A 15614-nucleotide genomic window follows, 5' to 3' on the forward strand; every position below is an offset into this window, starting at 1 on the left:
GAGCGATCTTCGTGCGTGGCGCCCGACAGGGCAGGGGTCGCGGCGGAGAGCGCGGCAAGTTACATCCCGGCAAGGAAACGTCGCCGTGCTTCTCGACGTCCCTCGGCCGCTGTAGACGGGCGCGGGGCGGTGGCAGTTCCGTGGTCGGCGCCGTTCGCCGCGACGTTCCCCACCTCAGCCCATCAGGCCGGCGACGAGGCCACCGGGACGTCGGAGCAGCTCGAAGGACGACGCGAACCGCGCATCCGGATACCGCTCCCGGACTGCCCGCACTCGCTCGCCGTCCTCAATACCGGTGGCCGACTCGAACGGGTGCGTGATCGCCAGCGCACCACCTCGGCGGCCGATGATGGTCGGCAGCTCGGCGTCCTCCACCTCCAGCCCGAAGTCGCCAGCGACGGCACGGGCAGCGCGGAGGTCACGCTCCGCGTGGCGTTCCAGGTCAAGGCTTCTCCCCCGCATCAGGTCGAGAAGGTCGACTCCCAGGCGCCAGTCGAGCAGCGCGTGCCAGCTGCGGTTGCTGTAGTCGCGGAGGCAGAGGTAGCAGCTGGAGTCGCACGCGGGGGCACCGTGTCGGACCAGTCGCCCCGCGTGCTCGTCGGCGACGTCGAGCAGGTTCTCGAAGCGGTCGTGCAGGCGGACGGCGTACCCCGCCCCGTTCTCCAGCGTGTCCGCGATGAAGACCTCGCCGCGGACCGCCGCGCCGTGCGCCACGGGGTGGACGCCGACCTCCATCTCGTCGGAGCCGATGTCCAGCCACTTCGCGGCCGCGTCGCGGACGAGGAAGCCGAGCGAGCCCCAGGCGCCACGCCCTGCGGGCGAGCGCGGATCGATGGCGAGGCCGGTCGGCATCGAGGCCACCCCCACACTGAGGACGTCGGTGCGTCGACGAGCGGCGAGGGCCACGGGCTCCAGCGGGTCTCCGTTCGCCTCCGAGTACGTCAGACCGACCTGCTTGCGGCGTTCGCGCTCCAAGAGGTCCACGGCGAGCAGTCCTGCTTCGTCGTTGCGACTGCCCTGGTAGGGGCGGACCGCCTTCACGAACGTGAAGAGCCTGCCGCGGTTGTCGTTGAGCGACACGATCTCCGTGTTCGCCGACCGGACGAGCGCGTTCTCCCCGCGCTCGGCGTACTCAGCCTGACCCACAGTCATCCGCGGCTGCGAGGCCCTGGCGGCGGGATCGCCCAGCTGCTCGTAGTCGCGCGGCTTGAACGACGTGCGGTAGGCCGCCGGCTCCGCGGTCTCGAGCACCTCGTACTTCGGAGCGACCTCACCGCAGACAGCGCACGCCGTGCCGGGGGCATCGGCGAAGGCCAGGCAGGACCGGCAGACTCCCGCAGCGCGGCGCGGGGAGAGCGGGGCGTTGCCCTCGTACCAGGATCCGTCCGCCCGCTGACGGAAGTCGACGACGCCCACAGCGGTGTGGATCTCCTTGTCCTTCACGAGCTCGGCGCCGGGAGCGAACTCGGACAGCGCGATGGGAGCGTCCCGGTCGAGTGCGCTCTCCTGGCTCCCCTTCGGCCTTGAGGTGTAGAGGACGCGTGCTGTCGTCGGGAAGCCGAACATCGGCAGGACCCCGTACTGAGCAAGCGCCTCGGAGAGGTCCCGTACTCGCGCCGACGCGGTCGCCTTGTCGATGAGGTTGACGAGATCCTCCGCCGCCCACGTGGCGAGCTCGGCCGCGGAGACCGTCGCCCGCGCCTCGCGCAGGAGGCTCTGTGCGAGCTGCTCCGAGTCGTCTCGCGCGTCGGCGAGCGCGGAGGCTACGAACGCGTGGAGGTCCTCCGAGGTGCACCAGTCCTCCACGGACCCGAACTGGCCGTGGACGCTTCGTCCCGGGACGAAGCCGTCGACCTCGGTCTCGCAGCGCCGGAAGACACGCGTCAGCACCTCGGCCGCGAAGGCGCGCCGGACGATGGCCTCGGACGAGGTGTCGAGAAACGGCTGCGGCGGCTCGTCGCCCGTGATCGACTCCGGGTTCGCGAAGTAGTGCTCGTCGTGGCTGCGAGCGCCTCGGCAGACCGTGAGCGCAGCGGAGAAGTGCGACGACCGACGTCCTGCTCGGCCGACCCGCTGCTGGTAGTTGAAGCGCTGCGGTGGCATGTTCGCCATGACGACACCCTTGAGGGCGCCGATGTCGACGCCGGCCTCCATCGTGGTCGTCACGGAGAGGATGTCGACGGTGTCCACCACGTCGACCTCGGGTCGGGCGTCCTGGTCCTGCACGAGCACCCCTTGGAAGCGCGCCTGGCGTGCCTGCGCCTCCTGCGCGTCCGTCTGGCCGCTGAGCTCCTCGCAGTGGAGGCGGTAGATGCCGCCGTCCTGCGTGGCCAGCCACGTGTAGTACGCCTCCTCGACCTCCGACCTGGGCTGCGACTCGGTCACCGGACGCAGGCAGGCGACACAGACGCCGGCGCTGCGGTGGAGGTGCCTCGTCTGGCACGTCGAGCAGCGCCAGATGTCGTGGTCCGCCGCAAGCTCCAGGCGGACCGACGCGGGAGTCAGGCGGAAGCCCGTCGCCGCACCCGCCTTCATGTGCGTGGTGAACGCGTCCAGCAGCTCGTCACCAGTCGTGGACAGCCGTGCTGCGTTCACCACCGCGGCGGCGTAGTCGCGAGCGCGCCCCGGCCAGCGGTCGCGACCGTCGCTCGTCCAGATCGTGCTGCGACGCCGCCCGATGATCCGGATCAGCGACGACGCCACCTCGTCCGCGACCTCAGTCGGAACGCCCCCAGGCCGGAACGGTGCTGCGGGCACCGCGCGTGCGATGCCCAGCGCCTCGACGTCGCGGTCGCCGCCCGCGAACACGGTCCGGATCACCTGGCTCCCAAGGGCCGCCTCGATCTTGCCGAGCAGCTCACGCCCCTCGTGGTCAAGGGTCTGGCGCGGTCGCGGGGGTGTGGCGTCCCAGTCGTACAGGGCCGACCAGGGCTTCTTCGACTTCGTCTCCTGCAGGCTGGGAGCGGGCCCAGCGGGGTTCACACCGATCTCCAGGAACCGGGGACCGATCTTGTTCACGACCTCGACGAGGTCCAAACTGCCCGCGTCTCGTCGAGCGAGCGCCTCCAGCGCCCCCTCCTCCGCACTCGTCAGGGGCATGCCCGTTGCACGCTTGATCAGCGCCATCGCCGCGTCCGGAGACTCCGCCTGCACAGCCGAGAAGGCGGCCTGCGCGGCTTCGCTGAGATCGGTTCGCCTCGCGAACGACTCAGCCAGGCCGACCGTCGCGGGGGACGCGGAAAGGGCCTCAAGAACGAGCGCCCGGACGAGGTCGAGGTAGTGCGCGAGCTCGAGGTTGGCTGCGACGCGCGCCGCACCCTGCCGGCTGTCGGAGAAGACCACGAGGCTCGAGTCCAGCCGCCGCTTGAGTGCGCCGGTGAGCACCTGGTTGGCGCGGTCGAAACCGACACCCTGGGTCCGGATGGGCGAGCCCGACCGCCGCCGGTCCTCGACGGCGCCCTTGCTGACGTACTCCCAGTCGTCCCCGCAGGAGGGGCACCGCGTGGGGTAGGCGGGCATCCGCGACTCCGCGCCGCCCTCTGCCTGGACGCGGTACACGAACCCCGTCGGCTTCTGCGACGTGAGGGTGACCTGCCCGGTGCCCGGCTTGAGCTCCGCGCGCACGAAGCTCATCTTGTAGGTCGGCGCCCGAGGGTCGTCCGGGAGGGGTGTCCCCTTGCGCTCCCAGCTCTTCGTGACGACCGGAGTGCGGTCGGTCGGCCAGTAGACGCGGTAGGTCGATGCGTCGCGCTGACCGGGTGCGTGGTCGGGCAGGTCGTCGAGGTCCGCCGTCGTGGGGATGAGGAACTGCCGGGTGCCGGCGAGGGCGACGTACCCGCCGAGCATGCTCTCCCCGCAGGACTGGCAGTAGAGCAGCTCGAGCACTCGTGACCCGCACTCGCACGTCAGGCGGGCCGAGGTGTAGATCTTCCCGATCCGTCGGCTCGGGGACCGGTCGTCCTCCTCGACCTCGGGGCACTCCGGGCTGGCGCACGCCCAGAGCCCTTGCAGGGTTCGCGCGAAGTAGTGGGCGCGCAGCCGCACCGCAGGCTGCTCCTGCGCCGCGACGTGCTCGACCAGGCCCTCGAGCGCTCGACCGCGCACGTCGGCCGGAGCGTGCGGGAACAGCCGCTCCGCCACTGCCGAGAGGCGAGCAGGACGGACCTTGCCGTCCGTGGTGAGCGCCCGGGTCAGCGCGCGCGCCACGTCGTCGTCCGACGGCGCGTCGGCAGCCCCGGTGCCGGCGCCGGTCGCAAGGGCCGCAGCCCACTGCTGGAGGTCGTCCGCCCCCGGCGGCAGCTCCGTCGACGACCGCACGAACTCGAACACCCGCGCGGGCGGGCGGCCGAACATCTCGCGGAGGAACTGCCGTCCCTCGTCGTCGTCGACGATGCTCGCGGAGGTCCCGATGACCCGGAGCTGGTCGGGGTTCCTGTCTAGTCCCAGCGCGTGGAACAGGCGCCGCAGCAGGTAGGCGACCTCCGTGCCGGCGGTGCCGCGGTACATGTGGAGCTCGTCGACGACGAGCGTGAACCGCCGCTGGTCGTCACCCCGAAGCCACCGACGGGTCTGCTCGATCATGCCCTGCTCGTCCGACCGCGAGAGCGCGATCGACAGCATGCTGTAGTTCGTGATCAGGATGTCCGGCGCACGGTCCTGCATGTCCCACCGCGAGCGCATCTCCGCGCCGTCGAGGGCGGGCAGGAAGTAGCGCGCGTCGGCGTCGGTGATGTCCCCGTCGGCGATGCGGCGCAGGAGCTGCTCGTGGCGGCGGTCCGCGTCCCTCATCAGCGAGCGGAGTCGGTTGACGCGGTCGACGCTCGCCGTCCCGCGTGACCCCGGAACCGGGGTCCTGCCCGTGTACCGACCGAAGTAGAAGCGGTGCCCAGGTCGGTGGGCGGCGAACCACTCCCGGGCCCCGGGTGAGTCCAGCGCCGCACGGAGCCGGACCAGCTGGTCCTCCACCAAGGCGTTCATCGGGTACAGGAGAAGGGCGCGGACTCCTGAGTCGCGTCCCGTCTCCTCCTCGCGCTGCGGCACGTAGGCGCCGTTGCTCCGCCACCACGGCGCCTGCGTCGACGAGGGCCCAGCGGCCTCCCAGGTGCGCGACTCACGAACAAGGTCCAGAAGCACGGGCAAGAGGAACGCCTCGGTCTTGCCCGAGCCCGTGCCGGTCCCGACGACCACGTCGCGGGCGGCGTCGCTCGCGCGCAGCGCCCCGGCCTGGTGGGAGTACGGGTGCTCGTGCGGCAGCAGACCTGCTCGGACGAGGTCGCTCGCCTCCGGGACGCCGAGCTCGCTCATGAGAGCAGCGGTGGAGTCGGCGGCCGGCTGGTACCGAGGGAGCAGCTCCAGCAGCGGCTCCATGAACGCGGCGCCGGGGGCCTTCAGGAGCCGGTGCCGCTCGGCGCGCACGCCGGGGTCGCGCACCTCGTACGCGGTCTCGTAGAACCGCAGGAACGCCTCCTCGAGGTACGACTGCACCTTGAGCGGAGTCAGCAGGTCACGCGCGTCACTCATCGAGGTCCTTCAGGTCGTTGTACTCAGAGCGCAGGTCCGCACCGAGAATCTCGGCGACTCGCGCTGCTACGGCGGCGTTGACGTTCTCGTACGCGCGCATGGGTGGGACCGAGAGGCCGCCCGACCGCTGGCACCGCACGGGGTAAGCCGGCAGGCCGGTCCGGAGGGTGAGGGCACGCCGGAGGATGCTCGGCAACGGAAGGTCCTGGGTGACGAGCAGCCGGTCAGCAAAGTGCTCGTGCAGGAGCGGTAGGTGCTCCGACGAGCGCCGGACGAGCCAGCGCCCCACCGCCGGCTCGACCTCGACGAGGTCCGCTCCTGACTGCTTCCGCCAGGCGAACACCTTCCGGTGCCGCTGACGGAACGAGTAGAAGCCTTGGCGGTCGGTGTCGACGGTCCGGACCCAACGCCACGTCCCCCGCATGTTCGCGTACACGTGGGGGTCCGATCCCGGCAGGTGGCTGAACTGCTGTCCTGTGCTGACGGCCCGGTTCAGCGTCGGCATGGTGTCGAGCAGCCAGCGGGCCGTGCACCCGTGGTGCCTCACGCCCAGCCGCTCGTACGCGCCACGCACGAGGTCGACGTGGCGAGGCTCCATCTCGATGTAGGCAGCCGCCGGACCGATGGCCCGGCCCGCACGGTCGACCGGTGTCCGTACCTCGACGCTGGTGAGACCGACCCCGTCGGCGACGACAGGGTCGGCGTCGTCAGGGTCGTCGAGGCGCTCGAGCAGGCGAGCAGGGCGAGCGCCCGCGAGCACGTAGAGGCCGTTGGCCTCGGGTAGCGCGACGGCAGCAGCAGGTGCTGCGAGCACGCGCCCGCGCGCGTAGTCCTGCTCGACGTGACCGAGGTCGCTGAGCGTCTGCAGCACCTGTCGCCAGTCACCGGCGACGTCGTGGCGCCCGAGCTTGTCGCAGACCCAGGTCCAGGCGCGCATGAAGTCCTCGCGGGACGCTGACGCGCTCTCGCGCTCGGAGAGCCACGTGAGGACCTCGTCGAATGGGTTGGAGTGTGTGCCGTCGACGACGCCGTTGCGGGTGGCAGCGACGCGCACCGTCACGGCCTGCCCGGGCTTGGCCTTCGCGGCTTTCCACTGGAGGGACCGGGTCAGGAGCGTGCGGGCAAGGTTGTCGTCCGCCTCGCCGACCCACTTCCACTTCGCCCGTCCCGACACGAGCTCGCCGACTAGGTCGCGGCGCGCGACCTGCTGGACGGCGCCCTCGGCCGGGGGCACGTCAGCGCACCGGGCCGCGACGACCGCCCCCGTGCGCGGGTGCCGGGCGAGGACGACCGCCGCACCGCTGACGCGAGACGCGAGACCGTCCACGTCGAGACCCTGAGCCTGAAGAGCGTGCCGGCTGAGCCACCGCGGACGCAGCGGCTGGACCTGGTGCACGGACCCGTCCTTGTTGAGAACGAGGTAGTCCGACCCGGGACGGTGCAGCACGACGGGTTCGCGCACTGGCACGCCTGTGACACACGCCCCGGCCAGGCCGGGCCCTTCGGCGACGCCCTGTCGCGCGTCGCCGAAGGTCCAGCGGCCCGGCTCGTCACGCTGTCCGGGCCGGAGCGCGTCCTCGTTCTCGGCCTGGTTCCGGACGAAGGCGAGACTGCGAAACCTGAGCGTCTCTTCGCCGTGCTCCACGACGTGCTCACCGGGAGGAAGGCCGAGGTGCGCGAGTCGTACCGAGGGCGGGGCCGAGCTCGTGGCCTCGACGACCGTGCCGTCGACGACCACCCGAGCCCGGATGTAGGGCAGCGCGACGTCAGGCTCCTGGCCGGAGAGGTACTGCTGCGCGCGGCCGAGCCGCATCCCGCCCGTCAGCGACACCGTCGCCGGGACGGGTGGTACGGCCGAGCCGAGTCCGAGCGCGCGCAGCAGCGGTACGTCCTCCGTGAGGACGACGTGCTCGTACCAGCTCCAGCCGTCGAGGGCGGGGCGGTGCTTAGCGGCAGAGCCCGCCGCGCGGAGGGCGACCTCGACGTCCCCTCGCCTGCTGTCGTGAACGAGGACGTGGTGCGGGACGAAGTGCTGGGGGCGCTGACTCTGCAGCCTCCCGTCGACCTCCGGATCGTCGTGGAAGACGAAGACGGTGCCGCCGCCGAACGCAGCGGACCTGGTGGCGGTGAGCGCGTGCTGGGCGCCGGCCAGCAGCCACGTGGCGGGAGCCCCACCGACGGCGACGTGGAGGAGCGGCGTGTGGTCGTCGACCGTGAGCGTCGCGCCGTCGCCCACGTCGACGACCTGACCCACGAGACCAGCGTCGGCGTGGACGACACCGCTGAACGCGTCGTCCCAGTCGTCGTACCGGAGAAGGCCACGGGCCGTGCGCTGACCCCGGTCCCGCAGACCATCGCGGCGCCAGCGAGCGAGCTCGTCGTCGAGGACGTCCTGAACGACCTCCAGCGCTGCCTCGTCCCGCTCGACGCGCGCGAGGAAGTCTGCGGACGCCGTGCCTCGGTAGCGCAACCACACGACGAGGTCGCCGACGCCAAGGCGTTGGACCCCCGGCCCGCACTCCTGAACGAACTGCTCGATCGTCAGGCGGTCCCTGTGACGAACCAGGCCCTGGCTGCGCGACCACCCCTGAAGGGTCCACACACGGTGCGTCCTGGCACTCGGCCGACCGAGATCGCTTCCTGGACTCTCGAGCCAGCGGTTCCAGATCTCCCACATCGCCGGGACGTCCTCGCCGTAACCCGCCGGCGCCGCGGCGTCGGGAGGCAGGCCGAGCAGGGCGTTCTGCCTCCTGTACACGCCGTGCGGCGAGCCGAGAGGCTCTTCCGTCACGGCGAGCACCGTCATGGCCAGGTGGGCAACGAACGGAGGGTCGTCAGCGAACCCGCGAGCGGCCCAGCGGGTCGCAGAGCTGGCACCCTGTGCGAACGGACGCGACCCGCGTGCGGCACGGAACGCCTCGCAGAAGTCGTCGAGCGCCTGCTGCTGGCCCTGTCCGGAGACGTCGGCGAGGGTCTCCCGGTCGACGTAGAGATACAGGCGCCGCTCCGGACGCGCCCGGCTCCGGAGGTCGCTGAGCAGCGCCTCGTTCCACTCGACCAGCCTCATCGCCTGTGCCTCATCCCCGTGGTCATCGCCACGAGAGGGCCTCGAGCTTAGCGACCGCGGAGAACTTCTCACGAGGGACCGACACGCTGGTCACATCCAGCCACGTGAGTGGCGCCTCGAACTTCCCGTGATGGCCGCGCCGACCACCCGCCACCCAAGAGCAGCGGCCATGTCGTGCCGTTCTCGCCTGCCGCTCCAGGAAGCACCGATAGGGCCGGAGGCGGGCTCGCGCTAGCCACGGTCTCCGACGGTGCTCGTCCCGAGGGCGATGTCGCGCAGACGACACGGCGGCAGAAGGGTCTCAAACCGCGCACACGGGTCCGGATCCGACCTTCCGGTGAGTGCGCCCCTCGCCTACGGATGACAGGCCGCGTACACCTCGAACGTGACGCGCATCTGTCGAGCACCGCAGTCAGCCGCGCCGGCTTGTACACGCCGCCTTGCATCGTGCGGTGGCGAGATGACCTAGCTGATGATCGTCGGATCGTGGCGGCCCATGATCGGCTCGATGTCGCCCTTCTTGATGATCGCCCAGACGATCAGGTAGAGGAAGAAGCCGACGGCGAGGCCGATCGAGTACCAGCCGAACATCTCCCCCTTGTCGAAGAGCGCGATCACGGCCGCCCCGCCGACGGCCCCGATGACGGTGGCGATGTCGGACAGCTGGACCTTCTCCGTGTTGCGCGCCAGGGTGCGGTAGGTGATCCACCCGATGACGAGGCCGAAGAGGCCCGCGCCCGCTGCTGCGATGGTCATGAAAGTGCTCCTTCGTCGCGTTGTTGGTCCATCAGGCTGGGACGAGCTCAAGGTCGGCGGAACAGAACGCGGTGTAAGCGAGGCCCGCAAGGTTTCCCTTGGCGAGCATGTCGAGGCGTGCCTTGCGCAGAGAGCCGCCGACCGTGGCCCCCGGCTGAATCAGGTAGGACAGGAACCGTCGTGCGATCTCGCCCGCCACATGCTGGTGGACGGAGATCTCGGTGCCGATGACTCCAGAGGCGTACATTCCGGCGAAGTCCTCGACGAATGACACCAGGCGTTCCGGGGTGAGCTCTGCAGTGTTGCATCCGTTGAGGAAGATGAGGGGTGGGACGTCGCGCCACGTCTGCGGCTGCCACCGCTCTCCCTGCGCCCACGCGTCGAGGTCTCCCGGGCTGAACCTCTCGTGCTGACCCAGCTCGAGGTAGGGGACTGTGAGGCTCGTGTCCTCCACAACCCCCACGCGCCCGTGGCTGTAGAAGTACACGAGAGGCAGCGGTGCGCGAAGCGCGTCCAGCAAGTCGTCCCGCGAGTCGCAGTCAAGGAGGGAGAACGTGCCCCCGAGGGCCGACTGGAGATCCTCCAGGTGCTGCGCACTCAAGCCCGTCTCAAGATTGAGGCTGCGAACGGTCGCCAGACGCGGTCCGGCTGGCATGGGGATGACCGTCGGGAGCGTCCCGGAGAGAACTGACGCAGGCTCCTCGATCTGGTGACGGATCCCCCAGAAACCGAACGGGCACAGCGTGTTCATCTCGTGGGTCGTCTCGTACGGGCACCGGTCTGGGTGTTCGTTCAAGAGCCCAAGCTCATCGAGCAGACCGCAAGGCACCCACGCACCGTCCAGGGTGCGGGCGATGTCGTAGACGGCTGACCACGGGAAGACCGACGAGGTCACCCGCGACACCTGGATGACGCTCGACCCGCGGAGCGCACCGCGGAGCGCCTCGCGGTCGCCATGAGTGCGCACGGCGGCCGTCCAGAGCTGCGACCCAAGACGTGCCAGACCCTGAAGGGCCTGCCTGAAGTGCCCCGGGCCGGCCGCGTTGTCCGTGTCGTACTGCGACTTCCTGCCGTCCTCGCCGAGCGTGATGAGCGTGAGCTTCTGTCGGAGCGCCTGGAGTAGCTGAGCTGCCCCCGACTCGCTGATGTGCGTCTGGACGGCAGGCTGTCCGACGCCCTTGACGACGATCGTGTGCGTACCCGACCCGGAGTCGTTCGTCAGGACGGCCACCCGCCGTTGCGGGAGCTCGGCCGCCCGCGCGAGGTCCTCCGCCAACGCGTAGTCGACCTCGGCGTGTAGACCGAGGTGCTCACCGTCAGGCACGCCGACGGGCAGCACGACGTGCAGCGACTGCACCACGCTTCCCCGGTGGTAGACGGTGCACCGGAGCTCGCTGACGCCTGTGCCCACGTGGGTTTGGAACGGCACCTCGTGCGCAGGGCGACGGTCCTCTGGCCGGCACTCATGAGGTCGCTCGGGGGCACACGGACACACCCAACCCGGTCCGTCAAAGGGCACGAACAAGCGCCCAGCGCAGGCCGCGTCCGCGTCGAGCGCCACGTCGGCGCTCGACACGACGACGTCGAACCACCAGCCCTCGGAGGACGGCTCGAGAAGCTCCACGCGGAGGCTCGCCGCGTTGACGACGATGGTGCCGTCCCGGCGGGGGCCGATCGACACCTGCAGCACGTATGCGGTCGAGGGCACGAGGGTCTCGCCGCGCCCCAACGTCACAACCGCTTCCGTACCGTCAGGAGGTCGACGTGCCACCATGACGTCCACCACGCGCTCCGGCGGTACGCGCCTCACGTCGACGGGGGGCGCGAGGCCAGGCGACGGCATCAGCGTGATGCTCGGCACCCGGGCCAGCGCTTCCGTAGCGAGCGCAAGGCTCGGTCCGTCGCGCGTCACCGGGACCGGACCGAGGCGGAGCGAGGCCGGCGCCCCCGGGGCTTGGTGCCGGTGTACGAGGTCGAGGGTCGCGTGCGGGGTCAGCCGGTCCATCGCGATCGTGGTGCGGTCGCTGAGGGTGAGGGTCGCGTCGACGCCCCTGTGCCCTGTGTAGTACAAGTTGACAACCTCGGTCACCGACTCCTGCGTCGTCATCGCCAGCGTGAACTCGAACCGCCGCTCGGGCGCGTCGAAGTTGCGCTCACCCGGCTCGGACGTGGACCGGGACAACGACTTGAGTTCCCTGAGTACGGCGTCGCCGGTGACCACGCCGCCGAGCACATCCGCCCTTGATTTGAGTTCGCCGTGGTCGCCGGTAACGGTGAGCACGTCAAGCACACGGGTCGGCAGCCAGGGCGGCAGCTCGCGCAGGCGGTTGCCGTCGAGGTGCAGCCTGCTGAGAGGCGAGTGCGCCAGGGGGGCCAAGGCCTCGGTGGTCAGGTCATTCCACGCGAGGTCGACGAATCGCAGGGCCGTCAGCCGCCGGTCCCCGGACCACAGGCGGCGCAGTCCGTTGCCCGCGGCGTTCAGTCGCCGGAGGTCCGACGCCGGCAAGCCGTCGAGGCTGTGGAGACGATTGCGCGTCAAGATCAGCACCTGCAGCGCTCTCAGCCACGCCAGGTGCTCGAGGTGCTCCAGCGAGTTGTGCCCCAGGTCGAGCCAGCGCAACTCGCGCAGCCGGCCAACGACCTCCGGGACGCTCCGCAGGCGGTTCTCGGACAGGTTCAGGGTGTGCAGCCCGTGGGGAAGGTCCACGTCGACACGGTCCAGACGGTTGCCGGCGAGGTCGAGCGCCTCGAGTCGGGTGAGCGCACTCAGCCACGACGGCACCGTCGACAGCCGGTTGCCGCTGAGGTCGAGCGCGCGGACCGCGGATAGGTCGGCGGGTGGTGCCGCGTGCTCGAGACGGCGGCCGACGCCTTGCAGGCTCAGCCTTCCCGTGCGCTGCCAGTCCTGGCCGTCGATCGCCGCCCAGACCTCGCCTCCGGCGCCTGTCGTCATGTGCCACCGCCTTCGTCGTCCCGCGTGGCGCCGGCGTCGAGAAGCAGCGTTACGCACTGCTGCGCCTCGTTGAGCGGGAGGCCGAACCGGCTGCGCTCCTGGGCGGCCATGTGAGCAGCCACCAACGCGGTTTCCCCTGCCGTCGTGGTCGCCTTCGGGTCCGCGCCCGCAGCGAGCAGCGCCTCGACTGCCACAGCGTTCCCCACAAGGGCGGCGCACATCAGCGGCGTCTCCCCCGCGTCATCCTCCTCGTCGACCTCGGCGCCGGCGTCGAGCAGCACGGACAGCACGGCGCGGGAGCTGTTCGGGGGTGACTGCGCCGCGTAGTGCAACGCCGTGGCACCTCGGGCGTTCATCGTGTGGACGTCCGCGCCCAGCGCGAGCAGGGAGCGCAGTACCCCGGCGTCACCCGTAATGGCCGCGCCCATGAGCGCGGTCTCGCCGGTCGTAGTCGCTGCGCCGACGTCGCCGCCCGCCGCCACGACGAGGTCGACGGCGGCCGGCGTCGAGACAAGGTGCAGCGGAGTGACGCCCTGGTGGTCCACCCGCGTGGCCGAGGCACCGCGCTCGATCAGCACGCGGGGGAGCCCGTCGATCCGGCGTCTCAAGGCGTGGTGCAGCGGTCCTCGGCCCTCGCCGTCCACCGCGTCTGGGTCGGCACCCGCGTCGAGCAGGGCCTGCGCCGTCTCAAGGTCCCGAGCCTCGCAAAGCGCCGTCGCGCCGCGAGCGTCCGGCGCGTCGGGGTGCACACCGGCGTCTAGCAGGGATGTCGCCAGTCGGGCGGAACGTCGTGCAGAGTCGGTCAGCAGGGTGCTACCCCCGTCCAGTGGGTGGTCGACGTCGACGCCGGCCAAGGCGAGCGCACGGACCGTGGCCGTCATCGATGCGGGCGTCGGGACGAACGCCGTCACCGGGCCGCGGTCCCACGCCACGGCAACGTCGCTCCCCAGCTCGCCGAGCGGCACCGGTCCTCGGGCCCCCGCCTTCAGAAGTCTGGTGACGGCGTCGGGCGCAGCACGGCGCACCGCCACGGCGAGCAGATCCCGCAGCCGCTCGTCGGGGGCGCCGCCGAGGTCCTCACCGGAGAGCGGGTCGCGGTGCCAGTCCCAGCCCTCACCGACCGTCCCGTCGCCCGACACCACGGTGGGCGCGGACGACAGCCCGAGCGCACGCGTCAGGTCGTACGCGGTGCCCACCACCCGCCCGTCGGCCGTCGCGGCGGCGAGCCACGGTCGCGCTCCGCTCGAGATCTCGTCCACCACTCGGTCGACGCGCTCCGCGCGACGCGCGACGACCGCCGCCTCCAGCGCCTCGAACGCCACGCCGATGTACGTGGTCCCGCGACCGGACGTTGCGTACGTGCACCGGCCGGGGTCGACGTCCATCAGCCGAGTGGCGGTCAGCGCGAGCGCCGCGGCGTCCTGCGGGGCGAGCAGGAAACGGGGCGTCGAGAACGACGCGACGAGGTACATCCCGTCCCTCGTCCCGTGGACCGACAGGCTGGTCGCCAGCACTGGGCCCGAGGCGCGCGCTGGTGCCGGGTGCGTCCTCGCGTAGGAGGCGAGCAGCCGCGGGAAGTCCCGGGCGAAGGACCGGACGAGCGCCGCCTGGTCGACGGTCCCGTCGGCCACCGCCGGGGAGAACCCCTGCAGGTGGTGTCCCACCTCGTGGTACACGCGGAACTCGAAGTCGCGCGCACGCGTCAGGCCGACCATGAGATCACGACCGAACTCGAACTGGTCGTTGGCCTTGGTCCCCGGCACGACCCGTCCACCCGCGGCCAGCTCGAGGAGATGGATCGCATGTCGGGGCCCCGGCTCGACGCCCACCACCTGCAGGGTGCCGAGGCCTCTGAGGACGCCGCAGGCCACGATCGCCCGCAGGACGTCGTCGCTGGTGGCGGCGTCACGCTCGATGAGGCTGCGGACCCGCGGCCAGCAGTCGTCCAGCCAATCGGCCTGGGCCCGTTCTCGCCACCGCGCCATGTCCCGCGTCATCGAGAGCGGGTGGTGCACTGCGGCCGCCAGGAGCGGCAGGGTTGGGGCGTCCAGAGTCGCCAGCGCGGCCGGTGCGGTGCCGCTGACGGCGACGGAGTACGCGGTGGCGTCCAGGCCGAGCTCGTCGGCGACGACACCCGCCAACGTAAGTGCCGCCCGGGTGTCGCCGAACGATGCCAGCGCCCTCAGGACCTGCAGGGCCCGCGCTGGTGCGACGACGCCCACCCCGTCCACCGCAAGGTTCCGCAGCAGGTCGTACGTGTGGGCCGGTGCCGCCCGTGTACTCATGGCCATCCCCCGACGTTCCGCGCTCGCCCCCATTGCGTGGGTCACCGCGCTTCACCACCGTTCATCGTCCCTCCGGGACGCACGAGCGCGCAGTACGCGGGGTCACCCGTCGTGCGAAGGAGCGACGCAGGCGCCGCGTGATACACGCGCGAGCAGGAGCGGAGGCAGGACCGGGCTCGTCGCCACACTCTGCAAGAGGCCGTGGCACTCGCCGCGCGCACCATCGAACGGCTCCGCGGGCTGGCGCCTCGGCAGGCGCCAGCCAGACCGTGACAGGTCGAGGTCGGCGAGGAACCGTCGACCGAACCGCTCGATCGCCACACCGGACGAGAGGCGGGCGGTGCACGAGGCGGCAGAGGGGCCCAAACCGCGCACGGCTCCGGATGTGCCGTGCAGTGGAGTGCGTGCGTCGGCTATGGGAGCCGGAGCGCGTGCACGTCGAGCGCGACCCGCACCCCGTCCAGCACCGCAGCGAGCGGTGCCGGCTCGTACACGCCGCCACGCAGTCCGTACAGATCGGCACTGGCACCATCAACGCCGATGAGCCAGTACGTGCCGATGCCTGCCTGCGCGTACTCGACCGACTTCAGGTGCCGGTCGGTGCGCCCCGACCCTGGGGACACGACCTCGACGACCACTGCGACGTCCGCAGCCGTCAGGCGCCGAGCACCGGACCACGCGAAAGCCGTCGGGATGACCACGACGTCAGGCGCGCGGACCGTTGCGAGCTCGGACGGGTCCAGGACGACGTCGACCTCGGTGACGGTGGCCCACCCCTCGGGCAGCTGGGTGTCCAGGAGCGCCGCGATCCGCTTCACGAGCATCTGGTGCAGCACGGTGGGACCGGGTGGGACGTGCACGACTCCCGCGACGAGCTCGATCGTGTACTCGGTGGTCTGCTCAAGCGCGGCCCACTGGTCCAGGGTCAGGACATGGGACGGGAGAGTGACGCTCATACCGACCACCGCCTTCCCCGTCCTAGTTGAGCGTAACGAGGCCGGGTCTGCTGCACGCTCAGGTGGCGCCTGAGCTC

6 protein-coding genes are annotated in these 15614 nt (G+C 71.1%); all 6 read right to left on the reverse strand.

Going from position 1 to position 15614, the window contains the following annotated elements; genetic code table 11:
• Positions 1-174: 174 nt before the first annotated feature.
• Entirely contained in the window at positions 175-5520 is a 5346-nt protein-coding gene (locus ACFUMH_RS04285; RefSeq protein WP_378200918.1) for a DEAD/DEAH box helicase, read from the reverse strand.
• On the reverse strand, positions 5513-8587 hold the full coding sequence (locus ACFUMH_RS04290; protein ID WP_378200921.1) for a hypothetical protein: 3075 nt from the start codon (positions 8585-8587) through the stop codon (positions 5513-5515). The genes ACFUMH_RS04285 and ACFUMH_RS04290 overlap by 8 nt, the downstream gene beginning before the upstream one ends.
• 465 nt (positions 8588-9052) lie before the next feature.
• Positions 9053-9343 (reverse strand): hypothetical protein, encoded by a 291-nt coding sequence (locus ACFUMH_RS04295; RefSeq protein WP_378200924.1) that lies wholly within the window; start codon positions 9341-9343, stop codon positions 9053-9055.
• Between the two features lie 31 nt (positions 9344-9374).
• Positions 9375-12296 (reverse strand): hypothetical protein, encoded by a 2922-nt coding sequence (locus ACFUMH_RS04300; protein WP_378200927.1) that lies wholly within the window; start codon positions 12294-12296, stop codon positions 9375-9377.
• A complete protein-coding gene (locus tag ACFUMH_RS04305; protein WP_378200930.1) occupies positions 12293-14518 on the reverse strand; it encodes an ankyrin repeat domain-containing protein in 2226 nt (741 codons plus the stop codon). Before ACFUMH_RS04305 ends, ACFUMH_RS04300 begins: the two co-directional genes overlap by 4 nt.
• Positions 14519-14994: 476 nt before the next feature.
• The gene (locus tag ACFUMH_RS04310; protein ID WP_378200933.1) at positions 14995-15537 is read right to left on the reverse strand and encodes a Uma2 family endonuclease; all 543 of its coding nucleotides are present in this window, start codon (positions 15535-15537) and stop codon (positions 14995-14997) included.
• Between the last annotated feature and the right edge of the window lie 77 nt (positions 15538-15614).

It is taken from the genome of Cellulomonas sp. NPDC057328 (assembly GCF_042667215.1).
Classification (GTDB): domain Bacteria; phylum Actinomycetota; class Actinomycetes; order Actinomycetales; family Cellulomonadaceae; genus Cellulomonas.

Excerpts from the sequence above, each read along its gene's own strand:
- ACFUMH_RS04310 (WP_378200933.1), bottom strand. The coding sequence starts at position 15,537 with ATGAGCGTCACTCTCCCGTCCCATGTCCTGACCCTGGACCAGTGGGCC.
- ACFUMH_RS04290 (WP_378200921.1), bottom strand. The coding sequence starts at position 8,587 with ATGAGGCTGGTCGAGTGGAACGAGGCGCTGCTCAGCGACCTCCGGAGC.
- ACFUMH_RS04295 (WP_378200924.1), bottom strand. The coding sequence starts at position 9,343 with ATGACCATCGCAGCAGCGGGCGCGGGCCTCTTCGGCCTCGTCATCGGG.
- ACFUMH_RS04300 (WP_378200927.1), bottom strand. The coding sequence starts at position 12,296 with ATGACGACAGGCGCCGGAGGCGAGGTCTGGGCGGCGATCGACGGCCAG.
- ACFUMH_RS04285 (WP_378200918.1), bottom strand. The coding sequence starts at position 5,520 with ATGAGTGACGCGCGTGACCTGCTGACTCCGCTCAAGGTGCAGTCGTAC.